Here is a 26,379-nt window from a genome sequence, read left to right as displayed (position 1 = left end):
GATGTCATGGAACTGCGGCCCGCCTTTCGCTTCAACGGATTTGCCGTCCTACTCGGGTGGTTGGTGTCCACCCTGCTGTTCGGCGCCCTCGCGGTGCTGTCGCTGATCTCGGTGTCCAAGCACGACGGCGGCGCACTCGCCTGGGCGGGCGCGGTAGTCGGCGTGCTCGGTGTGGTGATCGTCGCGGCGCTGGCCACCGGGCTGATCGTGGTCGACCCCAACGAGGCCAAGGTCGTCACCTTCTTCGGCCGCTACATCGGCTCGGTCAGCGAACCCGGCTTCTTCTCGGTGGTCCCGCTCAGCGACCGCAAGTCCATCTCGCTGCGGGTGCGCAACTTCGAGACCCAGAAACTGAAGGTCAACGACGCCGACGGCAACCCCGTCGAGATCGCGGCCGTGGTGGTCTACAAGGTGGTCGACAGCTTCAAGGCCGCCTTCGCGGTCGACGACTACGAGGAGTACGTCGAGACCCAATCCGAGGCCGCGGTCCGTCACCTGGCGACCACGCACCCCTACGACGCCCACGACGACGCCCGCACCAGCCTGCGCGACGGCGCCGAGGTGGCCGAGGAACTCACCGTCGAACTGCGCGAACGCACCCTCACCGCCGGTATCGAGGTGATCGAGGCCCGCATCACCCACCTGGCCTACGCACCCGAGATCGCGCAGGCGATGCTGGTCCGTCAGCAGGCCGCGCAGGTGGTCGCCGCCCGCACCCAGATCGTCGAGGGCGCCGTCGGCATGGTCGCCCTGGCGCTCGACCGCTTGGCCGAACAGGGCACCGTCGAACTCGACGAGGAACGCAAGGCCAACATGGTCTCCAACCTGCTCGTCGTCCTCTGCGGCGACCGCGCGACGCAACCGGTCGTCAACGCCGGATCCCTCTACTGAGGTCGACTGTGCCCGCGCCGAAGAGCGAACCCAAAAAGGTTCTGCTGCGGCTCGACCCGGCCGTCCACGAGGCCATCGCCAAGTGGGCGGCCGACGACCTGCGCAGCATCAACTCCCAGATCGAATACGCCCTGCGCCTCGCCCTCGAGCAGGTCGGCCGGAAACCCAAGCGCGACTGAGTCGCTCGGATCGGGCCCTCGGACGCTCGACGTGGTGATCTGTCACGGCGCCCGACCGGCCGACCTGGGCGAACACCGGGTTTCGTCTGGAACGACGCGCCGAGCCGTGCACGGCGACAACCGAACTCGACCGCGCCGGTAAATTGATCCGGTGCCCATCTCGTTCGACATTCCTGGAATGCAACAGTTGGACGACACGACCTGGGGGAATCCGGCCACTCGTGATGTCGTCGCGCTGAACTACGTCAACGGCGCACCCGATCTGCCCGCGCGGCTCGACGATCCGAAGCGGCTGCGCAGGCGGCTGGCCGAACACCACGCGCGCACCGGCTGCCTGATCGAGGCATTCGTGGTGTGGGTCGACCAGTTGCCCGCGTTGCTGCGCGTCGAGAAGACACGGATGCCGGGTCCACACGGTGAGCTCGTGTTCGCGGCGTCCATCGTGGTGCCCAAGGACCGCTGCTCGGCGGTGTTCCAGATCATCTGCCCGGAGACGGGGCCGCCGGGGGAGCGGGAACGGACGATCGGCAGCCGATTCCGCCGCGACGAGATGTGCCCGCCCCACCCCTACGCGCCGGGCCTGCGCGGGAAACTGCCGTACCTGCTGTCCGACGACGTCCGCTTCGACGCCGAATTCCCGCATCACGCGCTCACCAGGGCGCGTCGCTGGGTCGCCGAAACGGTGCCGAACGTCCAGGTCGCCCCGTCGTTCGCGGCTTTGCCCGACTTCTAGGCGCCAGACAGCCCGGTGCCGGCGGGCTTCTCGGTGACGAAGATGGCGGTGCCGGGGAAGATCTCCCCGCGCAACGGCGACCACTGCCCCCATTCGCGGTCGAGCCATTCCGGCCAGTCCGGTTCCACGATGTCGAGCAGGGTCAGCCCCGCGCCGACGATCTCGCGCACCCGGTCACCGATCGTGCGATGGTGCTCGACGTAGGTCGGCACGCCCTCGCTGTCGACCTCTACATAAGGGGTGCGGTCGAAATACGGGATACGCGCGACCAGGCCGTCCTCGCCGGGATCGTCGGGAAAAATCCACCGCATCGGGTGATTCACCGAGAACACCCACCGGCCACCCGGTACGAGCACCCGCGCCACTTCGCGCATCACCCGCGCCGAATCGGCGACGAACGGCACCCCGCCGAACGCGGAACAGGCCAGATCGAAGGATTCGTCCGCGAACGGCAACGCCTCCGCGCCCGCCTGGACCAGCGGCACCCGCGGTCCGCCCTGCTCCATCGCGGCCACCCCGCGCGCGAGCATCCCCATCGACACATCCAGCCCGACCGGATGCGCGCCCTGCCCCGCCAGCCAGCGCGAACACGGCGCCGAACCGCACCCGATCTCGAGCACCCGCTTGCCCGTCACGTCGCCCAGAAAATGCATGTCGCCCTCGTGCAGCCCCTCCGGGCACCACACGAACTCGCCGCCGGGGGAGTCGACACCGAGGAAATCGGCGTGGGTCTGGTGATATTGGTCGGCGTCGGCATCCCACCAGCGCCTGCTGGCGCGTTCGCTGTCGGCCGAGCCGACCCTGGTTCGGGTGGTCGCCGCGGTTCCCAGCAGCGCGTTCGCCTGCGCATGGCGTTCGTCATCGGACACGGCGCCAAGGGTATCGGCGGGAACGGGGGGTGGTTTGCCCGGCTGGAACACCCTCGCGTACGCTGAGGCACGCGAGTGTCTTTCGAGGAACCTCTCACGAGGAACGCTGTGCGCCGGGGTTGATGCGTACAGTATCCGATGACGGAGTCGCCCGTGCTGAGTTTGATCAGCGGCAATGTCGGCGGTCCGTGCGATACTTGTTCGGTCCCTCGTCGCCTCGTCGCGGTGATCTCGCAGCGTACCGAAAGTTCCAATGTCCGCAACCGACCACAATCCGTCCGGAGCAAACCCACATATGCCCACCACCGTCACCTCGCCGCAGGTAGCCGTCAACGACATCGGCTCCGCCGAGGATTTCCTCGCCGCCATCGACGCCACGATCAAGTACTTCAACGATGGCGACATCGTCGAGGGAACCATCGTCAAGGTCGATCGTGACGAGGTCCTGCTCGACATCGGTTACAAGACCGAAGGCGTCATCCCCTCCCGTGAACTCTCCATCAAGCACGATGTCGACCCGAACGAGGTCGTTTCCGTGGGCGATGCGGTCGAGGCCCTGGTTCTCACCAAGGAGGACAAGGAAGGCCGCCTGATCCTGTCGAAGAAGCGGGCTCAGTACGAGCGCGCGTGGGGCACGATCGAGGAGCTCAAGGAGAAGGACGAGGCCGTCAAGGGCACCGTCATCGAGGTCGTCAAGGGCGGCCTGATCCTCGACATCGGTCTCCGCGGCTTCCTGCCCGCCTCGCTCGTCGAGATGCGTCGTGTCCGCGACCTCCAGCCGTACGTCGGCAAGGAGATCGAGGCCAAGATCATCGAGCTCGACAAGAACCGCAACAACGTGGTCCTGTCGCGTCGCGCCTGGCTCGAGCAGACCCAGTCCGAGGTCCGCAGCGAGTTCCTGCACCAGCTGCAGAAGGGCCAGGTCCGCAAGGGTGTGGTCTCCTCGATCGTCAACTTCGGTGCCTTCGTGGACCTGGGCGGCGTCGACGGCCTGGTGCACGTCTCCGAGCTGTCCTGGAAGCACATCGACCACCCGTCCGAGGTCGTCGAGGTCGGCAACGAGGTCACCGTCGAGGTTCTCGACGTCGACCTGGACCGCGAGCGCGTCTCCCTGTCGCTCAAGGCGACCCAGGAAGACCCGTGGCGTCAGTTCGCCCGGACCCACGCCATCGGCCAGATCGTGCCCGGCAAGGTCACCAAGCTGGTTCCCTTCGGTGCCTTCGTGCGCGTCGAAGAGGGCATCGAGGGCCTGGTGCACATCTCCGAGCTGGCCGAGCGCCACGTGGAGGTCCCGGACCAGGTCGTGGCCGTCGGCGACGACGCGATGGTCAAGGTCATCGACATCGACCTGGAGCGTCGCCGGATCTCGCTGTCGCTGAAGCAGGCGAACGAGGACTACCACGCCGAGTTCGACCCGTCGAAGTACGGCATGGCCGACAGCTACGACGAAGCGGGCAACTACATCTTCCCCGAGGGCTTCGATCCCGAGACCAACGAATGGCTCGAGGGCTTCGACAAGCAGCGTGAAGAGTGGGAAGGCCGCTACGCCGAGGCCGAGCGTCGCCACAAGATGCACACCGCTCAGATGGAGAAGATGGCTGCCGACGCGGCTGCCGAAGCCGCCGCGGGCGGTCCGGCCGCGGGCAACTACTCCTCCGAGAGCGGCAACGCCACGCAGGCCACCTCCGGTCCGGCCGAGTCCACCGGCGGTTCGCTCGCCAGTGACGCGCAGCTGGCGGCTCTGCGGGAGAAGCTCAGCGGTAACGCCTGAGTGAGCGGCAACGCCTGATTCGGGTAGAGCAACACAGTCGAAGGCCCCGGTCCACACGGACCGGGGCCTTCGGCCTGTTTCCGGCCCGGTCGATCACACAGGGCGCGCACGACAACGAGCCCACCCGTTCGCAACGGGTGGGCTCGGGTAGTCGGTGCTCAGTTCGCGGCGGCGGGCACCCAGTAGGTGGCACCCATGCTGGTGCGCTTGCGCATCGCGGCGAAACTGTGTCTGGCGGGCGAGATCAGAGCGGTGAACCAGGACCGGCGATATTCGGCGAGAGTCGCTGCCACAGCAGGGAATTCAACGCAGTGCACACCGCCGGGCATGCCGAGGCGGTGGCGAGCCGTCCGGTGTTGTGTGGTGCCCATGATCATCCTTCGCTCGCTGGTGATTGGCCTTCTCGCCTGCGCGAAGGTTAGTCGACGCGACGCGCCCGGCCCCGGATTTGCTGCCGCCGCATATCGGCGTGTCGGGAACACCTGACCTGCTCCGGGCGGGGGGATGCGAGACTTGGCGCATGTTGCGGATCGGCCTCACCGGAGGCATGGGAGCGGGTAAGTCCACAGTGGCGCGGACCATGGTCGAGCTGGGGGCGGTGGTGATCGACTCCGATGCCATCGCTCGCGAGGTCGTCGCGCCGGGTACGCCGGGTCTGGCCGCGCTCGTCGCCGAGTTCGGTGACGCGATCCTGGCCGAGGACGGCAGCCTCGACCGGCCTGCGCTGGCCGCGGTGGCCTTCGCCGACGACACCTCACGCGGCAAGCTCAATGCCATCACCCATCCGCTGGTCGGCGCCCGCACGGCCGAACTCATCGGCGCCGCACCCGCCGATGCCATTGTGGTGCAGGACATTCCGTTGCTGGTGGAGAACGGGCTCGCGCCGCTCATGCAGCTGGTGGTCGTGGTCGGCGCCGATGTCGAGACCCGGTTGCGCCGGCTGGTCGAGCAGCGTGGTGTCGCCGAGGCCGATGCGCTGGCCAGGATCGCCGCACAGGCCACCGACGAGCAACGCCATGCCGTCGCCGATGTGTGGCTGGACAACAACGGTGCACCGGGTGTGGTCGAGGAGCAGGTGCGGGCGCTGTGGGAGCGGCGGCTGGTGCCCTTCGAACGCAATCAGCGCGAGGGGGTGCGGGCACGGGCGGAGTACCGGTTGGTGCCGCACGACCCGGAGTGGGGCGCGCAGGCCCGCCGGATCATCGCCCGGCTGCACCTGGTGTGCGGTGCGGCGGCGGTGCGTATCGATCATGTCGGTTCGACGGCGGTGAGCGGGCTGCCCGCCAAGGACCTCATCGACATCCAGGTGACTGTGGCCGACCTGGAAACCGCTGACGCACTGGCAGATTCGCTGGCAGCCGCAGGGTTCCCGCGCGCGGTCGGCATCACGCACGACAACCCCAAGCCCACGCCCGAAGATCCGGCGGGCACCGACGTGGACCTGTGGGCAAAACGCTTGCACGGCAACGCGGATCCCGGCCGACCGGCGAATATCCATCTGCGCGTGCAGGATTCGCCCGGCCAGCGGCTCGCGCTCGACTTCCGCGACTGGTTGCGGGCGGAGGAGGACGTGCGGACGGAGTATCTGGAGATCAAGCGGACGGCCGAACGGGCGGCGGCGGGGAAGTCGGGCGAGGCGGCGGGCGAGGCCTATTACGCGGTGAAGGAACCGTGGTTCGACGTGGTCTACCCGAGGGTCGGTGAGTGGGTTCGCGCCCGCGCGTAACCCCGGTCGGCATCTGTTAAACGTCAATGTTTCAAAAACTGTCCGTAGCGGACGGCGCGCTGGTTACATTGTGGCGAGTCACTACCGGGTGACTCGATTCACAGGGAAGTTGTAGCGCGTATGACAACACATCACCGTCTCGGCCGTGCGGGCTTCGGCATCACCGCGTTCAGCGCTGTCGCCGCCACCATCGTGCTGGCCGCCCCGCAGGCCTCGGCCTGGGTGGGCAACCTCAGCGTCGCGGGCACCGATCACAAGGTCGGGTGCAGCTACAAGCTGACGGCCAGCGTCGAGGTCGACAGGCTGACCTCGGTGAAGTTCACCGACAACGGCCGCGACATCGGCACTGTCTCCCCCTCGCTGCTCTCCGGCACGGTGAGCATGACCTGGAAGCCGACCACGACGGGCCAGCACAAGCTCGAGGCGCGGCAGCTGCTGATCAGCGACTCGATCACCGTCACCGTCGGTGAGGCGGCCGCGACCGGCAGCGCAGGCTGCGGTGGTGGCCTCGGCGACCTGCTCGGCAGCGGTTCGGCAGGCTGATGGATGGCGAAACCGCCCGCGACCTGTCCGGTCGCGGGCGGTTTCGTCGTTTCAGCGCCAGGTCAGGGTCATGCCGAGGGTGGCGAGCCACGCCTCGAGCGAGTACCCGTGCGCGGCGATCCCGTCGACCGCCGCGACCGCGTGTTCGATCGCCGCCTGGGCCTGTTCGGCATCGAGCAGGCCGTCGGTCTGCGCGGCGAGCAGCTCGTCGATGTCGACCAGGCGCACATCGCGGCCCGTGCGGACCAGCAGGTCGAGGTAGTGGTCCACCGAGCGCCACAGGGTCGGGGAGTCCCTGGTGAAGACGCCGACATCGACGTAGACGTCCTGCCACTGCTCGATGCCCGGGTTGTACCAGAGTTTGGACGCGCGCAGCGACAGACTCGGCAGCAGCCACGATTCCAGATAGTGGAAGCTGGCGTGGTCGGAGTGCCGCCCCATGTAGAGGCCCCACGGCTCCTCCCGGTACACCTCGACCGGCCGCACGAAACCCTTCGGATCGGTATTGGTCTTGGCCGCCACGTCGAACAGCTCGATTTTGGGCGGGTGCACGTGCACGGTCGAGGCGTGGGTCATGTGCGCAGAATCTACCGGCACGCGGGGCCGGGCGCCGAGCGCTTTCCGCCGCCGCGAATCTGTCGGTGGGTACGCCTAACCTGGTGTGCATGGCATTCGCAACCGAGATCCCGGCCGAAGGGTACGAAGAGCGGGGGCACCCGCTCGCGCATTCGGAGCACCGCCCGGTCGGTGAGATCGAGCGCAAGGGTGGCCGCTTCGAGGTGGTCAGCCCGCATCAGCCGGCAGGCGATCAGCCCGCCGCCATCGCCGAGCTCGAGCGCCGCATCAACGCCGGGGAGAAGGACGTGGTGCTGCTCGGTGCCACCGGCACCGGCAAGTCGGCGACCACCGCCTGGCTGATCGAGAAGCTGCAGCGGCCGACCCTGATGCTCGCGCCGAACAAGACCCTGGCGGCCCAGCTGGCCAACGAACTGCGGGAGATGTTGCCGCACAACGCGGTCGAGTACTTCGTCTCGTACTACGACTACTACCAGCCCGAGGCCTACATCGCCCAGACCGACACCTACATCGAGAAGGACAGCTCGATCAACGACGACGTCGAGCGGTTGCGGCACTCGGCTACCTCCAGCCTGCTGTCGCGTCGCGATGTGGTGGTGGTCGCGTCGGTGTCGTGCATCTACGGTCTCGGTACGCCGCAGTCCTATCTCGACCGTTCGGTGCAGCTCGAGGTCGGCGGCGAGATCGACCGCGACGCGCTGCTGCGGCTGCTGGTCGACGTGCAGTACACCCGCAACGACATGGCGTTCACGCGCGGGTCGTTCCGGGTGCGTGGCGACACCGTCGAGATCATTCCCTCCTACGAGGAGCTCGCGGTCCGCATCGAGTTCTTCGGTGACGAGATCGAGGCGCTGTACTACCTGCACCCGCTCACCGGCGATGTGGTCCGTCAGGTCGACTCGCTGCGCATCTTCCCTGCCACCCACTACGTGGCGGGCCCGGAGCGTATGGAGAAGGCCGTCGCCGCCATCGAGGAGGAGCTGGCCGCCCGCCTGGCCGAGCTCGAGGGCCAGGGCAAACTGCTCGAGGCGCAGCGTTTGCGCATGCGCACCGAATACGACCTGGAGATGATCCGTCAGGTCGGGTTCTGCTCGGGCATCGAGAACTATTCGCGGCACATCGACGGTCGTCCCGCCGGGTCGGCGCCCGCCACCCTGCTCGACTACTTCCCGGACGACTTCCTGCTGGTCATCGACGAATCCCACGTCACCGTGCCGCAGATCGGCGGCATGTACGAGGGCGATATGTCGCGTAAGCGCAACCTCGTCGAGTTCGGGTTCCGGTTGCCCTCGGCGGTCGACAACCGCCCGCTCACCTGGGAGGAGTTCGCGGACCGGATCGGGCAGGCGGTGTACCTCTCGGCTACGCCCGGTCCGTACGAGCTCGGTCAGGTCGGTGGTGAGGTCGTGGAACAGGTCATCCGCCCGACCGGTCTCGTCGACCCGCAGGTCGTGGTGAAACCCACCAAGGGCCAGATCGACGACCTGGTGCACGAGATCCGGCAGCGCACCGAGCGCGACGAGCGCGTGCTCGTCACCACGCTCACCAAGAAGATGGCCGAGGACCTCACCGACTACCTGCTCGGGCTCGGCGTCCGGGTGCGGTACCTGCACTCGGAGATCGACACCCTGCGCCGCGTGGAACTGCTGCGTCAGCTGCGCCTCGGCGAATACGACGTGCTCGTCGGCATCAACCTGCTGCGCGAGGGCCTCGACCTGCCCGAGGTGTCGCTGGTGGCGATCCTCGATGCCGACAAGGAGGGCTTCCTCCGGTCGAGCACCAGCCTCATCCAGACCATCGGCCGCGCGGCCCGCAACGTGTCGGGTGAAGTGCACATGTACGCCGACAAGATCACCGACTCGATGCGTCACGCCATCGACGAGACCGACCGCCGCCGCGCCAAGCAGATCGCCTACAACGAGGCCAACGGCATCGACCCGCAGCCCCTGCGCAAGAAGATCGCCGACATCCTCGACCAGGTGTACCTGGAGGCGGGCGACGAGGTGGCCGTCGGCGGTTCCGGCCGCAATGTCAGCCGTGGCAGGCGCGCCCAGGGCGAACCCGGCCGTGCGGTGAGCGCGGGCATCTACGCCGAACGCGACGTGAAGTCGATGCCGCGCGCCGAACTGGCCGACCTCGTCGCCTCCCTCACCGACCAGATGATGAACGCCGCCCGCGAACTGCAGTTCGAGCTGGCAGGCCGCTTACGTGACGAGATCGCCGACCTGAAGAAGGAACTGCGCGGAATGGACGCTGCGGGGTTGAGCTGAGGATGGCGACGCACCGCGGGCCGCTAGGTGGACTGAGTCGCCATCCAGGCGGCTACGCGTCGGTCGGCCTCCTCGCGGGAGACGTCCTCGACGCGGGTCATCACGGCCCAGCGGTGGCCGAACGGATCGATGATCACGCCGTAGCGGTCACCGGTGACGAAGGTCTGGGTTTCCTCGACGACGCGGGCACCGCGGGCGACGGCACGCGCGAGCGCCTCGTCGACATCGGGGCAGTAGTGCACGATCGAGGTGTGCACCCAGCCCTCGGGGGCACGAACGCTCTTGTCGAGCAGCGGGATTCCGAGCTGCAGGGTGGAATCGCCGATGAGCAGCTCCGCGTGGACGGGCCTGCCCTCGGCATCGTCGGCGCGGCTGAGCACCTTCGCACCGAAGACCTCGGAGTAGAAGTCGATGGCCGCCTCGCCGTCGGCGACGGCCAGGAAACAGGTGATGGAGTGGTAGCCCTCGGGGATGGGTGCAACGTTCATGGTTTCGATCCTGCTCACCCGGCGCTCGCCGGTCTTGTAAGAACGCGACACCGGCGATGACGAGCGGCGATCTCGACGACGCGAAGGGGATCCTGCTCCCGCGCGAGCAGGCCAGACACCGTTCGCTGCGGCGGCTCGAAGTCGGTCCCGCGCTGGCGGAATTCGCCGACCGGTACTGGGTGGTGCGCTGGGATCTGCGTGGCAGACCCGCGTTCCGTGCCGAGGTGCTGTCGTTTCCGTGCGTGAACGTCACCTTCGAACGCAGCAGCACCCGCACCGGCGGATTCGTGAACGGTGTGTGCACCACCAAGTACGTGCGCGATCTCGACGGCGAGGGCGAGACATTCGGAATCCGTTTCCGCCCCGGCGGTTTCGGAGCCTTCACCGGGTGTGATGTCGGTGCCTTCCGCGACGGTTCGGCGCTGCTCACCGAGGTGCTGCCCGAAGCGGCGGGGCTGGCCGAGCGGGTACTGGCCGAGCCGTCCGACGAGAACCGGGTCGGGATCGTCGAGGAATTCTTCGGCGGCCGTGGCGGTGCCGACGACCCGCAGTTCGCGCTGGTGTCGCGCATCGTGACGGCGATGGAGCGGGATCCCGAGCTCACGCGCGTGGACCAGGTCACCGAACGGTTCGCGGTGCCCATGCGCACCGTGCAGCGGTTGTTCCGCCGCTATGTGGGCGCCGGCCCGAAATGGGTGCTGTGCCGGTTCCGGTTGCAGGACGCCGCCGATCTGCTCGCCCACTCCGACCCGGATCTGGCCGAGTTGGCCACCGGTCTCGGCTATTTCGATCAGGCGCATTTCAGCCGGGAATTCACCGCGCAGATCGGGATGCCGCCCCGCGAATACGCGCGCCGTGCCCGCGCGATGGACGCGGCCGCCGCAACGCTGTGAACGGGCACGGTACCGGCGGTGTTGTGACGAAAATCCCAGGCCCGCAGCGGCGTTGATTGTGTTGTGATCTGCCACAATTTCGTCGGCTCGCCGTTCGATCGGCGCAGGTGAATGCCGACGGCGGCGCCCATAATCCGGCACCGCCGGACAAAGTGACCCAACACTCCCGGTGTGATCTGTTGCGAATTGTCGATAAATCGGCGCGCTGTGGCGTTATGGTCGACGCAATTGCCGCGCCGATGCTCGATTCCCGGGTCGTTCGGCGCTGCACCGACCAAGTTGGAGGAGAGATGACCGCCTACCGGACCATTGTCGTCGGTACTGATGGCTCGGATTCGTCGTACGTCGCGGTGGAGAAGGCTGCGGCGCTCGCTGCCGACGCGGACGCGACTCTCGTGCTGGCCTGCGCCTACTTCCCGACCGATGATCGCGATGTCGCCGCCGCCGCCGATGTGCTCAAAGACGAGGCCTACCAGGTCCGTGGCTCGGCGCCGACCAACGAGATCCTGCACGTCGCCCGCGAGAAGGCGGTGGCCGCCGGTGCGAAGAACATCGTCGAGCGCGCCATCGTCGGCGAGCCGGTGGATTCCCTGCTCGAGCTGATCAAGGAGACCAAGGCCGACCTGCTCGTCGTCGGTAACCGTGGCCTCAACACCCTCACCGGCCGCCTGCTCGGCTCCGTCCCCTCGGACGTGGCCCGCAAGTCCCGCTCGGACGTCCTGATCGTCCACACGGTGCGCTGAGGTTCGACCACACGCCGAGGGCGCCGCGCCACCGCGCGGCGCCCTCGGCTGTTTTCACCGCATGACGGGCTCCTGCCTTGTGCCGTCACGCAATCCGATCGACATGATGTCGCTCGGTTCGTCGAGTTCGATCCGGTGCCAGCGTCCACGTGGCACCACGAACGCGGTGCCCGCGGTCAGTGTCACGACATACTCTCCCTCGTCGGCCGTCTCGGGTCGCAGGTACAACCGCATCGCGCCCGTCAGGCAGCACACCGCCTCATCGGCGGTGGGATGCATCTCCCAGTGGTCGGCGTGTACATCGGCGTCGGTCTCGACGTGGAAGGTGGCCAGCTGCCAGCCGTCGGAGCCGGCGGTCATCCGGCGCTTCACGGCGCTCACCGCTCCCTCCGGCTCGAATCGTAGGGCGCGCTCGAACAGATCGATCGGGGACATTGTTCTTCCTTTCACTGTGCTGATGCGGGAACAGGTTGGGCGGCAAGGGGTTCCGTGCGCCGCGTGCGCGGAAGAACGACAACGGCGATCGCTGCGGCCACGGCGAACAGCAGTGCGGCGACGGCGAGGGCGAAGCCATAGCCGCCGGTCAGCGCGGTTGGATCGCTGCTGGTGCCGGTCCTGTTCGCGGCGAGGGTAGCCAGCGTGGCGACGCCGATGCTGCCGCCGAGCTGGCGGGCACTGTTGAACGCACCGGAGGCCATGCCCGCCTCGCCGGGCGCGACGGCGGTGACAGCGGCCGATGCCACCGGCGCCAAACACAGGCCGAGTCCGAATCCGCCGATCAGCGATGGGCCGAGGATGTCGGCCAGGACGCTGCCGTCGGGGCTGATCAGTGCGAACCAGCCGATGCCGACCGTGGTCAGCACCGCGCCGCCGATCAGGATCGGTCGTGGCGAACGGCTCCCGCCGATCCGTGTCGCGACCAGCGTGCCCGCGATGACGCAGAGCGAGAACGGCAGGAAGGCCGCCCCGGCGGCGCCCGCGCCGAGCCCCAGGACCTGCTGTAGATACAGCGAGACCAGGTAGAACGCCGAGAATTGGCCTGCCGCAGCGAACAGCACGAAGAGGTTGGCACCGAGCACCCATCGGTTGCCGAACAATCCGAGGCGCAGCAGCGGATTACGCGCACGGCGTTCGACTACCACGAACGCCGTGAGCGCGACAAGGGCCGCGACGAGCGTCGTGCCGGTCGTCGCCGAGAACCAGCCGTGGCGATCGGTGCGGATGACGCCGGTCACCAGTAGTCCGACACCGGCTGTCGCGGTGAGCGCACCGAGGATGTCGAGGCTCGCGGGTGAGTCGGACGGTCGGTCCGCGGGAACGCCTGCGGCCGTGGACAGTAGCGCCACCGCGACGATCGGGACATTGACCAGCATCACCCAGCGCCAGTCCGCGTACTCGGTGAGCAGGCCCCCGACGAGCACGCCGAGCGCACCACCCGCCGCATTGACGCCACCCCACACGCCGAGAGCGCGGACCCGCGCGGGCCCTTCAGGAAACACCGTGGTGAGGGTCGCCAGCGCGGCGGGCGCGACGGCGGCCGCCGCGATGCCCTGCGCGGCGCGCGCGACGACCAGCTGCCAGGGTGCCTGCGCGAGCCCGCCGGCCAGAGAGGCGATGCCGAAGGCGAGCAAACCGGCGGTGAACAGCCGTCGCCGACCGTACAGATCGCACGCCTTACCTCCGAGCAGCAGAAATCCGCCGAAGGTCAGCGCGTAGACGTGCACGACCCAGGCCAGGTCGAGGGGCGTGAAACCGAGTGCGTCGCCGATCGAGGGGAGTGCGACATTCACGACCGCCATGTCGAGCGCGACCATGAACTGCGCGACGGCAACGGCGGCTAATGCGGCGCCGGAGCGCGGGGGTGAAGAGTTTTTATACATGTATAAAAACTAACTCGACGGCGGACCTGTGTCCAGGCCTGCGCCGGCTGATGGGTCAAGATGGACCTATGGCAACCTCGTCGCGCACCGGAAGACCGGCCCGAATCTCTCGCGCCGACATCGTCGCCGCGGCCCACGGCGTGATAGACACCGACGGCGTCGAGAAGCTGACGATGCGCAGGCTGGCCACCGAACTCGGCTGTACGCCGATGGCGCTCTATCACCACGTCCGCGACAAGGACGCGCTGCTGCGGCTACTCCTCGACGATTACGCCGACCAGGTCGAGTGGCCGGAGCTGCCCGACGATCCACGGCAGCGAATTCTGGTGGCCGCCACGGCGATGCACGATGTGCTGGCCGCCCGGCCGTGGGTGGTCGAGGTCCTCGTCGACGGCGATCTTTTCGGGCGCTCGGCGCTGTGGTTTCCCGAGACCATCATCGACGCCGGGGTCGCGGCGGGACTGTCGCTCGACCGGGCGGCCGAGGCCTATCGCGCGGTCTGGCACTACACCGCGGGTGCGCTCATCATCACCGCGCGGTCCACTCGCCGGGCCGCGCAGGGGCCGACCTATCGGGACGAGGTGTTCGCGAACCTGGACGCCGAGACGACGCCACGTCTGGCCGAAATCGGTTCTCGCTGGACCGATTTCGACGCGACGAGTTCCTTTGGCGCCGGACTGGCCGCGCTGGTCGACGGGCTGCTGTCCGCGCCCCGCTGACCCGCGCGGCGCGCTTCACGCGAGCGTGGACAACACCTCGGGGAGCTCTTCGGTGTGCACCACCGAGAGCCGCTGGGTGGCGCGGGTGAGTGCGACGTAGAGGTCGTTGAGACCGCGCGGGGACTCCTTGACGATGGCCTGGGGTTCCACCAAGTAGACGCGGTCGAACTCCAGGCCCTTGGCGTCGTGCACCGTGAGGACCTGCACCGATTCGCCTGCCAGCGGGGACAATTCGGGGACGAGAGCGGCGGGGGCGAGGACGGCGGCGGTGCCGGGGGCCTGCTCGGCGGCGATCAGCCGGGCGAGTTCGTCCTGCACTTCCGCAGGTGAAACACGATGTGCGCGAGGGGGATTGCCGGTTTCGCGGACCGAGCGCGGTGCCTTGGCGGTGGGGTCGATGGCGGCGAGGACGTCGGCGGCCACGGCCATGATCTCGGCGGGCGTGCGGTAGTTGACCGTGAGCTCGGTGAGCTTCCAGCGTTTGGCCACATAGGGTTCCAGCACCCGCTGCCACGACGACGCGCCCGCCGGGTCGCCGGTCTGGGCCACGTCGCCGACGACGGTGATCCACCGATTCGGGATGCGGCGCATCACCATTCGCCACGCCATCTCCGACAGCTCCTGCGCCTCGTCGACGATCACGTGCCCGTAGGTCCAGGTGCGGTCGCCCGCGGCGCGTTCGGCCGTGGTCTGCCGGTTGCCGAACTCCTGGCGCTGGGCCAGCTGGGAGGCGTCGATCAGGTCGTAGGCCATCAGGATCTCGGGGTCGAGTTCGTCCTCGATGTCCTGGGGTGCGGAACCGGTGAGGATGTCGAGTGCGTCCTGGGCCTCGGCCAGTTGCGCGCGCCACCGGCGGCGGGCCCGTTCGCGCTCCTCGGTGTCGTCCACGCCGAGCAGTTCGGCCAGTTCGTCGAGCAGCGGTGCGTCGGCGGCCGAGAACGTGCCGTCGTCGGGGCGGACGAGTTCGGCGCGGTCCTCGGGGCTCAGCGACTTGGCGGCGCGGTCGAGCCGGGCCGGGTCGGCGAGCAGATCGGCGAGGACCTCCTGGGGTGAGAGCACCGGCCACAGCGCGCTGATCGCGGCCTGCACTTGCGGGTCGGCGCGCATCTCGTCACCGATCTCGCTCAGATCGGCAGAGCTGAGCAGGCTGGTGCCGCCGGACAGATCGGCACCCATCGTCGCGGCCAGCTGATCGGTGAGCGCGTCGATCACCGACGAGGCGAAGATCGGCCGCGCGAGATTGTGCGGACGGCGCGAGGAACGAGCCCGGCCACGCGCCCGGGTCGCGATCTTGCGGTCGAGCAGCACCGGGTAGCCGTCGAAGGTGAGCCGCACCGGTTCCGCGGGCACTTCCTGCCGGTCGCGCACCGCCTGCTTGAGCACCTCGAGCATGTCGAGCGAGCCCTTGATCTCACCCGCGCGCAGCGAATCCTCGCGGACCGCCTTCACCCCCGGATACAGGTCACCGATGGTGGACAGCAGCACACCGGTCTCACCGAGCGAGGGCAGTACCTGCCCGATGTAGTCGAGGAAGGTGGCGTTCGGGCCGATGATGAGCACACCACTCTTGGCGAGCTGCTGGCGGAAGGTGTAGAGCAGGTAGGCGGCCCGGTGCAGCGCCACCGCCGTCTTGCCGGTGCCCGGCCCACCCTGCACCACGAGCACACTCTTGTGCTCGGAGCGGATGATCGCGTCCTGTTCGCTCTGGATCGTCTCGACGATGTCGTTCATGTGCCCGGTGCGGGCCGCGTTCAGCGCGGCGAGCAGGGCGCTCTCGCCGCCCACGCCGTCGTCGGTACCCACCGCGCCGTCGCGTTCGGCGGCGCCGAGGTCGAGGTACTCGTCGTTGATCGCGGTGACCGTGCGGTTGCGCGAGCGGATGTGACGGCGGCGGACCACGTCCTCGGGATTGGCGGTGGTCGCCAGGTAGAACGGGCGCGCCAGGGGAGCGCGCCAGTCCAGGAGCAGCGGCTCGTAGTCGTTGTCCTCGTCGAGGATGCCGAGGCGCCCGATGTAGCGGGCGGCGTCCTCGGTGGCGTCCAGGTCGATGCGGCCGAAGCACAAACCGTGCTCGGCGGCGTCGTATTTGGCCAGGTCTTCGCTGTAGAGCGCGGTGAACGACTCGCGTTCGCTGCGCGCCTGCGGGGTGCCGCCCGCTTCCAGCAGCACGGTCTTGAGCCGGTTCTGCGCGTAGTCGCGCATGGCGTCGAGGCGGTCGTAGAGCACCGTGAGGTACTGCTGTTCCTGTTCGATCTCGCGGCCGCGCCCGCCCTGGTCGGCGGTTGCGCGGTCGTCGGCGAGGCGGTCGGGCAAAACAGGACTCCTTTGTCACCGCGTTGAGAACAGAGTTGTCGAGTCTACTTGCCCCCGGACGGCAGCGCGCCCGTCGCGGGGAAGACTTCGTCACCGGTCACCGGCGTGAAGTGCTCGACCACCGGGAAAGGCTCATAGAAGTGATGTAACAGCGCACGCCAGCGCCGATATTCCGGCGACCCGTGAAAAGTGTTCGACGATCACGCCGACCAGTTTGTCAGGACGCGTGCGTGGTGTGGTTGCGGCGACCGGAGGGCTTGTCGCGGTACATGGCCAGATCGGCGTCGTGCAGTACGGCTTCGGGAGTGCGGCGCTCGTGCGGGCCGAGTTCGGTGACGCCGATCGAGGCGCTCACTTCGAGACGGTGCCCGCTCGCGATGATCGGCTCGGCCATGGTGACGCGCAGCCGTTCGATCAGACGTGGCAGATCGGTGCGCTGCGGGTGCCCGGCGAGCAGCACCAGGAACTCGTCCCCACCGAGCCTGCCGACCACGTCCTCGGCGCGCAGCGCGCGTTGCAGGCGCTGGGCGACGATCTGCAGGACCGTGTCGCCGATGGCGTGGCCGAGAGTGTCGTTGATCGCCTTGAAGCCGTCGAGATCGATGAACAGCACGGTGGTGACCAGGGCGCCGCCCTCGTCGGCCAGTGCCGCCGACAACTGCGACAGGATCAGCGACCGGTTGGCCAGTCCGGTCAGCGCGTCGTGGGTGGCCTGGTACTCGAGCTGCATCTTGCTTGCCCGGTATTCGGTGACATCGGCGAACGACGACACCCCCGCCGAGTCCGGGCTGTCGGGGTTGAGCAGCCGGCAGTTACACGACAGCCACACCTGCTGACCGTCGGCCCGGCGCACCCCGAACACGAACCGCGTCACCGGTTCGCCGGTCGTCAACGTGTGCGCCATCGGATGCCTGCCCACGGGCAGCGGCTGACCCTCCCAGTCGATCATCGTGACGGGCAGCTCGTCGAAACGCGCACCGAGGACCGGCGCGGAGTCGGCGATGCCGAGGATGCGCCTGCCCGCCGGATTGATCGATTCGAGCCTGCCCCGCCGGTCGACGACCAGCACACCCTCCTCGAGCTGGGAGACCACGGTGGTGAAGTACGCCTCGGCCTGCCGTGCGGAGGCCTCGGCGGCCCGCTGCGCGGTCAGGTCGTGCACCACCACCTGATAGGCCAGCTCGCCCTGCCAGGCCGTGAGCACCGACACCGTCTGCACGGGCACCTTCTGCCCATCGATGCGCAACAGGTCCATTTCGGTCGGTGGTGACGCCGCGCCCTCGGCGGTGAGCTGGGCGATCCGGTCGAGCATCGCCGGAATGGAGTCGGGATGCACGAAATGGGTGATCCGCAATCCGAGCAGGTCTTCGGCCGTGTGCGCGCCGAGCAGTCGCACCATCGCCGGGTTCACGTAGACGATGACGCCCGCCTCGTGCACGCAGATGGCATCGGGAGTGTGTTCGACCAGCGAGCGGTACCGCTGCGCGAGCAGCTCGGCGTTCGCCGCGTCGGTGTTGGGTTTTCTCACTGCGATACCCCCGATCTCGGCCTGGTCTTCGGATGACGCACCGGACTATCGTGGTGACCCTCGACGAGATCCGCGAGGAGCGACGTGAGACCGGAAGGACGTCCCGGCGGCATGGCCCACCGAGTCGATTCTATGTCGATCGGTGGTATCGGTGTGGTCTCCGGCTACGGCTGGGGCCGTGAACAATTGTTTCAGGGGGTGCTGGGGGGAAAACCGGCCGCCGGTCTGTATCCGGGTTACGGGCCGGGACGTGACGAGCACGCCTGGGTCGGCCGGATTCCGGACGGCGGCGACCCGGCGCACGGTCGCGGATTGTTCGGGCGCGCCGTGGTCGCCTCGGCTGCCGAGGCGGTGGCCGACGCCCGCGCGCGTGGCTGGCGCGACGAGGGCCGAACGGTCGGCCTGGTGCACGCCATCACCCTCGGCGACGTGGCCGACTGGCGCGATTTCTACCTGCGCGACGGCGGGCACCGCCGCTCCCGCGACTACCTGCCGATGCTGCCCTCGACCCCCATCTCGGTGGTGATGCAGCAGTACGGCTTCCACGGCCCAGCCATGAACGTGTCGGCGGCGTGCAGTTCGGGCAATGTCGCCGTGCTCACGGCGCGGCAGTGGCGCGACGCGGGCCTGGTGGACGACGTGCTCTGCGTGAGCACCGACCTGTCGGCCACCCCGGAGATGCTCGAGCATTTCGTCGGGATGGGCGCGGCCGTGTCCGATGTCGATCCGTTCACCGCGTGCCGCCCGTTCCAGGAGGGCAGCCTGGGGTTCGTGATGGCGGAGGCGTCGGTGGCCGTGCTGCTCACCGACGCGGTGGATCAGCCTTACGCGCGGGTGCTCGGCGGCGCCATGAACAACGACGCCTACCACGTGGTCTCGGTCGAGCCGACGCACGAGCAGTACCTCGAATGCGTGCGGAAAGCATTGCGCGACAGTGGGGTAGCGGCGTCGCAGGTGAACTATGTGAACGCGCACGGCACCGGCACCCGCCAGTGCGACGACGCCGAACGCGACGTACTGACTACCGTTTTCGACGACCACCCGTCGATCATCTCGGTCAAGCCGCTCACCGGTCACTGCCAGGGGGCCGCAGCGGCCGTGGAACTGGCGTTGATCGCGCTGTCCTACGACACCGGCGTCGTCGCGTCGGCACCGGTCGTCGCGCCCGCGCATCCGCGATTGCTCGACGGGCCGACCCCGATGCGCGGTGGCCTCACCGTGAATCTGTCGATGGGGATGGGCGGCAACAACTCCGCCCTCGTCGTCGGTCCGGCCTGAGGTTCAGTCCTCGCCCGCCTCCGGCCCGCCCGCCAGGGCGAAACCGCCGGTGGTCGGTTGGTCCTGCGGGAGCGGCACCGCCCAGCGCAGTCGCGTGCCCGGCATTTCCGAATGATCGCCGTCGGCGTCGGCTCGCACCGCGGGCGCGATCTGGAACCGGCCGCCCGCTTCCAGTGCGCGCTGCTCGAGGTTGCGCAGCCCGCTGCGGACGACGTGGTTCGGGATGCCCCATCCGTTGTCACTCACGGTGATCGTGAGGTCGTCGGCCACCTCGATCACGATGGCCACGGTGTCGGCGCCGGAGTGACGCACCGCGTTGCTCACCGCCTCGCGCACAACGGCTTCGGCGTGATCGGCCAGTTGTGGATCGAGCACCGAGAGCGGGCCGGATACCTGGATGGTCGCGCGCATCGCGATGTCGGCGGTCTGGCGCCGGATCGCCAGTTCGAGCCGCTGCTGTAACCCCTCGCTGTGGCCCGAACCGCTGGCGTGCAGGTCGAAGATGGAGGTGCGGATCTCCTGCACCACCTCCTGCAGATCCATGATCACCGTCGAAAGTCGTTGCCGCACTTCGGGAACCACCGCCTTGGGCATGGTGGCCTGCACGGTGAGGCCGATCGCGAACAGGCGCTGGATCACATGGTCGTGCAGGTCGCGGGCGATGCGGTCGCGGTCGGCGACGATATCGAGCTCACGCATCCGCCGTTGCGCGTCGGCCAGGCGCACCGCCAACGCCGCCTGATCGCAGAACGCGGCGGTGAGTTCGAGCATCTCGTCGGAATAGGGTGCGAAACCGGGCGGGCGGATGGTCACCAGCACGCCGAGCGTGGCGTCGGGTGTGCACAACGGAAGGACGAGAGCCGGTCCGGCACCGGGCAATTCGGCGACCGGGAAGTCGACGCCGAGGACCACCTCGGACACGTCGTCGAAGCGCAGCGGTGTGCGCCTGCTGAAGGCGTCGCCGAGTACCGTGCCCGCGATCGGGATCGTCTGCCAGTCCTGGCCGGCGTCGGGGCCGGTCCACTGGGTGACGACCAATTCGCTGACCTCACCCGGGGATTCGTCCGGCACCGGTACCGAGGCCAGAAACGCCTGGTGCGAACCGGTCAGCCCGCGGGCGTGATCGACCACATGGGCGAGCACACGGTCGGATTCGGTGCCCGCCAGGAATTCGGTGGCGATGTCGCGCGTCGCCTCGATCCAGGCCTGTCTGGTGCGCGCCTGCTCGTAGAGGCGCGCGTTGTCGACCGCGATACCCGCCGCCGCGGCCAGCGCGAGGACGAGCACCTCGTCCTCCTCGGTGAACGGTTGCCCGTCGGACTTCTCGGTCAGGTACAGGCTGCCGAACACCTCGTCCCGGATGCGCACGGGGACACCGAGAAACGAGTGCATCGGCGGGTGGCCGGGCGGGAAGCCCACCGAGGACTCGTGCTCGGTGAGATCGTCGAGCCGCAGCGGTGCCTTCTCCGCGAACACGGCACCGAGCACACCGCGGCCCGCCGGTAATCGCCCGATCCGGTCGCGGATGTGTTCGGGCATACCCTCATCGATGAACTGCGCGACCTGCTGCCCGTGCCCGCGGACCGCGAGCGCGCCGTAGCGGGCGTCGACCAGGTTCATCGCCGTGCGCACCATGGTGCGCAGGGTTTCGTCGAGATCGAGGCCCGCGGTGACCGTGAGCATGGCCTCGACCAGGCCGTCCATCCGGTCGCGCGAGCCGATCATCACCTCGACCCGGTCGGCCACCTCGCCGAGCAGGGCGCGCAGGCGCTGCTGAGACGCGGTGCGGCCGGCCGAATATCGGCCGCTCCGACCGTCATTCGCCATCGCCGTATCCCGTCGCCGCCCACCTTCGTACCGAGTCAGGAGAAGTCTAGTCCTCGAGGTTGGGGACTTTCGGCCCTTCTACCGCACCGCGCACAGTGGTGGCATAGGGCAGCGGGGGGACGCCGGATCGAGAAGTGGGGCAAGAGATGTATTCGTTGTCGAGCACCCAGCACTGGACTACCGCCGCCGACCCCGAGCTCGCGGTGACCACCCGTGGCGAGGTACCGGCTCAAGACGTCACCCGCGCGGTGCGTGCCATCACCCGCGTGATGCGGCGCCATCATCTCGACAGTCCGGCCCGGGTGCGCGTCACCGCTCCGCGCGGAAACGACGAGCCGACCCTCGTGCAGGCCAACATCCGCACCAACGACACCCTCACCCGCGTGCAGGTCACCGGGCCGGGCGGGTTCGCGGTGACGTTCGCCGCCGAACGTCTGGACCGTCAGCTGGCGCGCCGCGCGGGTAAGGAAGCACGTGGCGCCTGGCCGGACCCGGCCCGGCGCCCGCTGGCCCAGGTCACCGAGACCCGCCCGATCATCCGCCGCAAGGACTGCGCGTTGATGACCGGTACCCCGCTGGAAGCCAGCACTGTCCTGGACGCGATGGATTACGACGCGTATCTGTTCACCGACGCCGATACCGGCGAGGACGCCATCGTCACCTGGGCCGACCCGCACGGCGTGCGCCTGGCCCGCCAGCACCGCACCGTCGCCGCGGGCGACTCGGCGCACCTGCCGCTCACCGCCAGCGCCATGCCGGTGCGGGTGGTGCAGGACGCGGCCCCGGTCTATGCCGAGGACGAGGCATCGGACGTGCTGTGCCGTGGCGGCCTGCCGTATCTGTTCTTCACCGACAGTCACAGCGGCCGGGGCAACCTGCTCTACCGCCGCTACGACGGGGACCTGACCATCGTCGTCCCGTCCTGATTTCTACGGTTCGCGCAGCTTGGTCGCCAGCACCGCGGCCTGGGTGCGGCGTTCGACGCCGAGTTTGGCCAGCAGGCGCGAGACATAGTTCTTGACCGTCTTCTCGGCCAGGAACATGCGGGCCGCGATCTGACGGTTGGTCAGCCCCTCGCCGAGGAGTTCGAGCAGGCGGCGTTCCTGGTCGGTCAGACCCGCGAGGGGACCGGTCGGTTCGGTGCTGCGGCGCAGCCGGGCGCGCAGCGCGTCGGCCGCGCGGGTGTCGAGCAGGGAGTGACCGGCGCCGACCTGCTTGATCGCGTCGGCCAGCTTCATCCCGTCGATGTTCTTCACCACATATCCGCTGGCACCGGCCAGAATGGCGTCGAGCATGGCGTGCTCGTCGGAGAACGAGGTGAGGATCAGGCAGCGCAGGTCTTCGAACTCGGCCAGCAGATTGCGGCACAGCTCGATGCCGTTGCCGTCGGGTAATCGGACATCGAGCACCGCCACATCGGGCCGGGTCTCCCTGATCCGCACCATCGCCTCGGCCACGCCACCTGCCTGACCGATCACAGTGAGTTCAGGATCACCCTCGAGCAGGTCGATCAACCCGCGCCGCACGATCTCGTGGTCGTCGACCAGAAACACCTCGAGCACGGCGGCCCCTTCATCACGTAGAACGTCCCCCTGTTCGGTCCAACATAATCCGCCCGCCCGAATCCTGTGCAGAGACAGACAATCACCCACCCAAATCCTGTGCACAGACAGCAAACTCGCTCACCCAAGTCCGCCATGACCGCACTCCCAACCCCGCACGACCCGACCTCGAGGAGGGTCCGCCGCGAAGCGGCGCAGCGGCCCGGCCGCGCGATAAGCGCTCGAAGCGCATGCGCGAAGCGCGAGTCTCGAGCGCTTATCGCGTGGCCCCCCAGGGGCCGCGCTCGAGCGCGCCAGCGCTCCAAAAACACAGCCAGCACCTCCCGGGGCGCAAGCGCTCGAGCGTTTCTGTCGGTGGGTCCACCTAGCATTGATTCCTGGGGGTTCATGTCCGGCGAGCGGATGACGATGGAGAAGGGATTCACCAGGTGGCGGAACGCCTCACTGTGCGCGGAGCTCGGGAACACAACCTGAAAGGTGTGGACCTCGATCTGCCGCGCGACAGCCTGATCGTGTTCACCGGTCTGTCCGGTTCGGGTAAGTCGAGTCTGGCGTTCGACACGATCTTCGCCGAGGGACAGCGCCGGTATGTCGAGTCGCTGTCGGCGTACGCGCGCCAGTTCCTCGGGCAGATGGACAAGCCGGATGTGGACTTCATCGAGGGCCTCTCGCCCGCGGTGTCGATCGACCAGAAGTCGACCAACCGCAACCCGCGTTCGACGGTCGGCACGATCACCGAGGTCTACGACTACCTGCGCCTGCTGTATGCCCGCGCGGGCACGCCGCACTGCCCGGTCTGTGGCGAGCTGATCGCCAAGCAGAGCCCGCAGCAGATCGTCGACCAGGTGCTGGCCATGGACGAGGGCCTGAAGTTCCAGGTGCTCGCGCCGGTGGTGCGTACCCGTAAGGGTGAGTTCGTCGACCTGTTCGACCAGCTCAAGACCCAGGGTTACTCGCGTGTGCGGGTGGACGGTGTGGTGTATCCGCTCACCGATCCGCCCAAGCTCAAGAAGCAGGAGAAGCACGACGTCGAGGTGGTCGTCGACCGCCTGTCGGTGAAGGCCGCGTCCAAGCAGCGCCTCACCGACTCGATCGAGACCGCGTTGCGGCTGGCCGACGGCATCGTCGTGCTCGATTTCGTCGACCGGGACGAACACGCGCACGACCGGGAGCGCCGTTTCTCCGAGCGCCTGGCCTGCCCGAACGGCCATCCGCTCGATATCGAGGATCTCGAGCCGCGCTCGTTCTCCTTCAACTCGCCCTACGGCGCCTGCCCCGACTGCACCGGTCTCGGCATCCGTAAGGAGGTCGACCCCGAACTGGTGGTCCCCGATCCGGATCTGAGCCTGGCCGAGGGCGCGATCGCGCCGTGGTCGCGCGGTCAGACGGCCGAATACTTCAACCGCCTGCTGTCGGGTCTGGCCGAGGCCATCGGCTTCTCCATGGACACCCCCTGGCGTGAACTTCCGGCGAAGGCACGCAAGGCGGTCCTCGAGGGCAGCTCCGACCAGGTGCACGTGTCCTACACCAACCGCTACGGACGCAAACGCTCCTATTACGCCGATTTCGAAGGCGTGATGCCGTTCCTGCAGCGGCGCATGGACAACACCGAGTCCGAGCAGATGAAGGAGCACTACGACGGGTACATGCGCGATGTGCCGTGCCCGGTGTGCAAGGGTGCCCGCCTGCGCCCGGAGATCCTGGCCGTCACCCTGGCCGCCGACGGCAAGAACAGGTCGATCGCCGAGGTCAGCGACCTGTCGATCGGGGAGTGCGCGCACTTCCTCAACTCGTTGACGCTGGGGGAGCGCGAGACCGCGATCGCCGGTCAGGTGCTCAAGGAGATCCAGGCCCGGCTCGGCTTCCTGCTCGACGTGGGCTTGGAGTACCTCACGCTCTCGCGCGCGGCGGCGACATTGTCGGGCGGCGAGGCACAGCGCATCCGGCTGGCCACCCAGATCGGTTCCGGCCTGGTCGGCGTGCTCTACGTGCTCGACGAACCGTCGATCGGCCTGCATCAGCGTGACAACCGCAGGCTCATCGAAACACTGCTGCGGCTCAAGAAGCTGGGCAACACCCTGATCGTTGTGGAACACGACGAGGACACCATCCGCGCCTCGGACTGGGTGGTCGATATCGGTCCGCTCGCCGGTGAGCACGGCGGTCGCGTGGTGCATTCGGGTCCCTACCAGGAACTGCTCACCGAGCCCGAATCCCTCACCGGCGCTTATCTTTCCGGCCGCGAGCAGATCGAGCTGCCGCTGGTACGCCGCGCGGTGGACAAGAAGCGCAAGCTCACCGTCGTCGGCGCTACCGAGCACAATCTGCAGGGCATCGATGTGGCGTTCCCGCTCGGTGTGCTCACCTCGGTCACCGGCGTCTCCGGTTCGGGCAAGTCGACGCTGGTCAACGACATCCTGGCCACCACGCTGGCGAACAAGCTCAACGGCGCGCGGCAGGTGCCGGGCAGGCACACCAGGATCAACGGTGTCGACCAGCTCGACAAGCTGGTGCAGGTCGACCAGTCACCGATCGGGCGTACCCCGCGCTCGAACCCGGCCACCTACACCGGTGTCTTCGACAAGATCCGCACCCTGTTCGCCTCGACCACCGAGGCCAAGGTGCGCGGTTACCAGCCGGGCCGGTTCTCCTTCAATGTCAAGGGCGGCCGGTGCGAGGCGTGCTCGGGTGACGGCACGCTCAAGATCGAGATGAACTTCCTGCCGGACGTGTACGTCCCGTGCGAGGTGTGCCACGGCGCCCGCTACAACCGCGAGACGCTCGAGGTGCACTACAAGGGCAAGACCATCGCCGAGGTCCTGGACATGCCGATCGACGAGGCCGCGGAGTTCTTCGAACCGGTCACCTCGATCCACCGGTACCTCAAGACCCTCGTCGAGGTCGGTCTCGGGTACGTGCGCCTCGGTCAGAGTGCCCCGACCCTGTCCGGCGGTGAGGCGCAGCGCGTGAAACTGGCCGCCGAGCTGCAGAAACGCTCGACCGGTCGCACGGTGTACATCCTCGACGAGCCGACAACCGGTCTGCACTTCGAGGACATCCGCAAACTGCTCAAGGTCATCAACGGCCTGGTCGACAAGGGCAACACGGTGATCGTCATCGAGCACAACCTCGATGTCATCAAGACCTCCGACTGGGTCATCGACATGGGCCCGGAAGGCGGTTCCGGCGGTGGCACGGTCGTCGCCACGGGCACTCCCGAGGAGGTGGCCCAGGTCGCCGACAGCTACACCGGTCAGTTCCTGAAGGAAGTCCTCGCGGCACCGGCTCCGAAGAAGCCCGCGGCGAAGAAGAAGACCGCACCGGCGGCGAAGAAGGCGCCCGCCGAGACGGCGACGGCCAAGCGGTTGGCCAGGAAAGCGGCCGCATTGCGCTGACCGGCAGGTGTGTCGGGGCGGAACGGGTTACCGTTCCGCCCGGGACTTCCCGAAAACCCTACGAAGTGAAACGGCCATAGGTAACATTCGCCTCGCCGTCGCCGGAAGACCGGTCAGTAGCGGTTTGTCGATCGACATCCAGTGGTGTCACGCGCGGCGTGGGCAGCGCGGTCGCGGATGTCGTGCAGTACGAAA

23 protein-coding genes are annotated in these 26,379 nt (G+C 68.1%); 13 read left to right on the top strand and 10 right to left on the bottom strand.

Annotation, left to right across the window (positions count from 1 at the left end; translation table 11 throughout):
• The first annotated feature begins 6 nt into the window (after positions 1-6).
• The 3 genes from NCO8_RS29025 (at position 7) to NCO8_RS29020 (ending at position 1,803) form a co-directional block, all read left to right on the top strand.
• Entirely contained in the window at positions 7-891 is an 885-nt protein-coding gene (locus tag NCO8_RS29025) for an SPFH domain-containing protein (protein ID WP_067644622.1), read from the top strand.
• A gap of 8 nt (positions 892-899) precedes the next feature.
• The gene (locus NCO8_RS31960; protein ID WP_174550375.1) at positions 900-1,070 is read left to right on the top strand and encodes a type II toxin-antitoxin system antitoxin; all 171 of its coding nucleotides are present in this window, start codon (positions 900-902) and stop codon (positions 1,068-1,070) included.
• 178 nt (positions 1,071-1,248) lie between these two features.
• Positions 1,249-1,803: a hypothetical protein gene (locus NCO8_RS29020; protein ID WP_067644619.1), complete on the top strand. Its 555-nt coding sequence runs from the start codon at positions 1,249-1,251 to the stop codon at positions 1,801-1,803.
• Here the strand turns inward: NCO8_RS29020 and NCO8_RS29015 are convergent.
• Positions 1,800-2,672, bottom strand: coding sequence for a class I SAM-dependent methyltransferase (locus NCO8_RS29015; RefSeq protein ID WP_067644616.1), 873 nt, complete (start codon positions 2,670-2,672; stop codon positions 1,800-1,802). The genes NCO8_RS29020 and NCO8_RS29015 overlap by 4 nt on opposite strands.
• Before the next feature lie 295 nt (positions 2,673-2,967).
• Here NCO8_RS29015 and rpsA point away from each other — a divergent pair, with 295 nt between their 5' ends.
• Positions 2,968-4,443 carry a 30S ribosomal protein S1 gene (gene rpsA, locus NCO8_RS29010; protein WP_067498011.1) on the top strand — a complete coding sequence of 492 codons (1,476 nt, stop codon included), beginning with the start codon at positions 2,968-2,970 and terminating at the stop codon, positions 4,441-4,443.
• Positions 4,444-4,601: 158 nt separating this feature from the next.
• Here the strand turns inward: rpsA and NCO8_RS29005 are convergent, their stop codons facing one another.
• Complete coding sequence (locus NCO8_RS29005) at positions 4,602-4,814, bottom strand: hypothetical protein (protein ID WP_067498193.1); 213 nt, start codon at positions 4,812-4,814, stop codon at positions 4,602-4,604.
• Between the two features lie 149 nt (positions 4,815-4,963).
• On the opposite strand from NCO8_RS29005, the gene coaE reads away from it, so the two are divergent.
• Both coaE and NCO8_RS28995 read left to right on the top strand, forming a co-directional pair.
• Entirely contained in the window at positions 4,964-6,169 is a 1,206-nt protein-coding gene (gene coaE, locus NCO8_RS29000; protein WP_067644613.1) for a dephospho-CoA kinase, read from the top strand.
• Between the two features lie 120 nt (positions 6,170-6,289).
• The gene (locus tag NCO8_RS28995) at positions 6,290-6,712 is read left to right on the top strand and encodes a hypothetical protein (protein WP_067644610.1); all 423 of its coding nucleotides are present in this window, start codon (positions 6,290-6,292) and stop codon (positions 6,710-6,712) included.
• Positions 6,713-6,763: 51 nt separating this feature from the next.
• Here NCO8_RS28995 and NCO8_RS28990 read toward each other — a convergent pair whose 3' ends face one another.
• Positions 6,764-7,288 (bottom strand): ribonuclease FAU-1 family protein, encoded by a 525-nt coding sequence (locus NCO8_RS28990; protein ID WP_067644607.1) that lies wholly within the window; start codon positions 7,286-7,288, stop codon positions 6,764-6,766.
• 89 nt (positions 7,289-7,377) lie between these two features.
• Here NCO8_RS28990 and uvrB point away from each other — a divergent pair, with 89 nt between their 5' ends.
• Positions 7,378-9,558 carry an excinuclease ABC subunit UvrB gene (uvrB, locus tag NCO8_RS28985; RefSeq protein WP_067644605.1) on the top strand — a complete coding sequence of 727 codons (2,181 nt, stop codon included), beginning with the start codon at positions 7,378-7,380 and terminating at the stop codon, positions 9,556-9,558.
• A gap of 23 nt (positions 9,559-9,581) precedes the next feature.
• On the opposite strand, the gene NCO8_RS28980 is transcribed toward uvrB, so the two are convergent.
• Positions 9,582-10,046, bottom strand: a complete 465-nt coding sequence (locus tag NCO8_RS28980) for a VOC family protein (RefSeq protein WP_067644848.1) — start codon at positions 10,044-10,046, stop codon at positions 9,582-9,584.
• 56 nt (positions 10,047-10,102) lie between these two features.
• On the opposite strand from NCO8_RS28980, the gene NCO8_RS28975 reads away from it, so the two are divergent.
• Both NCO8_RS28975 and NCO8_RS28970 read left to right on the top strand, forming a co-directional pair.
• Positions 10,103-10,939, top strand: coding sequence for a helix-turn-helix domain-containing protein (locus NCO8_RS28975; protein WP_067644602.1), 837 nt, complete (start codon positions 10,103-10,105; stop codon positions 10,937-10,939).
• 290 nt (positions 10,940-11,229) lie between these two features.
• Entirely contained in the window at positions 11,230-11,682 is a 453-nt protein-coding gene (locus NCO8_RS28970; protein ID WP_067498187.1) for a universal stress protein, read from the top strand.
• A gap of 54 nt (positions 11,683-11,736) precedes the next feature.
• Here NCO8_RS28970 and NCO8_RS28965 read toward each other — a convergent pair whose 3' ends face one another.
• Both NCO8_RS28965 and NCO8_RS28960 read right to left on the bottom strand, forming a co-directional pair.
• A complete protein-coding gene (locus NCO8_RS28965) occupies positions 11,737-12,117 on the bottom strand; it encodes a cupin domain-containing protein (RefSeq protein WP_067644599.1) in 381 nt (126 codons plus the stop codon).
• An 11-nt stretch (positions 12,118-12,128) separates the two neighbouring features.
• Positions 12,129-13,562 (bottom strand): MFS transporter, encoded by a 1,434-nt coding sequence (locus tag NCO8_RS28960; RefSeq protein WP_067644597.1) that lies wholly within the window; start codon positions 13,560-13,562, stop codon positions 12,129-12,131.
• A 68-nt stretch (positions 13,563-13,630) separates the two neighbouring features.
• Between NCO8_RS28960 and NCO8_RS28955 the strand changes: the two genes are divergently transcribed.
• Positions 13,631-14,281 (top strand): TetR/AcrR family transcriptional regulator, encoded by a 651-nt coding sequence (locus NCO8_RS28955; protein WP_157105159.1) that lies wholly within the window; start codon positions 13,631-13,633, stop codon positions 14,279-14,281.
• A gap of 15 nt (positions 14,282-14,296) precedes the next feature.
• Here the strand turns inward: NCO8_RS28955 and NCO8_RS28950 are convergent, their stop codons facing one another.
• On the bottom strand, positions 14,297-16,594 hold the full coding sequence (locus NCO8_RS28950) for a HelD family protein (RefSeq protein ID WP_067644592.1): 2,298 nt from the start codon (positions 16,592-16,594) through the stop codon (positions 14,297-14,299).
• A 217-nt stretch (positions 16,595-16,811) separates the two neighbouring features.
• The gene (locus tag NCO8_RS28945) at positions 16,812-18,122 is read right to left on the bottom strand and encodes a diguanylate cyclase domain-containing protein (RefSeq protein WP_067644589.1); all 1,311 of its coding nucleotides are present in this window, start codon (positions 18,120-18,122) and stop codon (positions 16,812-16,814) included.
• A gap of 132 nt (positions 18,123-18,254) precedes the next feature.
• On the opposite strand from NCO8_RS28945, the gene NCO8_RS28940 reads away from it, so the two are divergent.
• Complete coding sequence (locus NCO8_RS28940) at positions 18,255-19,400, top strand: beta-ketoacyl synthase N-terminal-like domain-containing protein (RefSeq protein WP_067644586.1); 1,146 nt, start codon at positions 18,255-18,257, stop codon at positions 19,398-19,400.
• A gap of 3 nt (positions 19,401-19,403) precedes the next feature.
• Here NCO8_RS28940 and NCO8_RS28935 read toward each other — a convergent pair whose 3' ends face one another.
• Complete coding sequence (locus NCO8_RS28935; protein WP_067644582.1) at positions 19,404-21,227, bottom strand: sensor histidine kinase; 1,824 nt, start codon at positions 21,225-21,227, stop codon at positions 19,404-19,406.
• A gap of 146 nt (positions 21,228-21,373) precedes the next feature.
• Between NCO8_RS28935 and NCO8_RS28930 the strand changes: the two genes are divergently transcribed.
• Positions 21,374-22,153 (top strand): sigma 54 modulation/S30EA ribosomal C-terminal domain-containing protein, encoded by a 780-nt coding sequence (locus tag NCO8_RS28930; RefSeq protein ID WP_067498565.1) that lies wholly within the window; start codon positions 21,374-21,376, stop codon positions 22,151-22,153.
• 3 nt (positions 22,154-22,156) lie between these two features.
• Here NCO8_RS28930 and NCO8_RS28925 read toward each other — a convergent pair whose 3' ends face one another.
• On the bottom strand, positions 22,157-22,789 hold the full coding sequence (locus NCO8_RS28925) for a response regulator transcription factor (protein ID WP_067498562.1): 633 nt from the start codon (positions 22,787-22,789) through the stop codon (positions 22,157-22,159).
• Positions 22,790-23,217: 428 nt separating this feature from the next.
• On the opposite strand from NCO8_RS28925, the gene uvrA reads away from it, so the two are divergent.
• Positions 23,218-26,184 (top strand): excinuclease ABC subunit UvrA, encoded by a 2,967-nt coding sequence (gene uvrA, locus NCO8_RS28920; RefSeq protein WP_067644580.1) that lies wholly within the window; start codon positions 23,218-23,220, stop codon positions 26,182-26,184.
• Positions 26,185-26,379: the final 195 nt, after the last annotated feature.

Origin of the sequence: Nocardia coubleae NBRC 108252, assembly GCF_001612805.1 — a bacterium.
Classification (GTDB): domain Bacteria; phylum Actinomycetota; class Actinomycetes; order Mycobacteriales; family Mycobacteriaceae; genus Nocardia; species Nocardia coubleae.
Note: the sequence above shows the minus strand (reverse complement) of the source record. Positions and strands in the feature narration are given on the sequence as shown.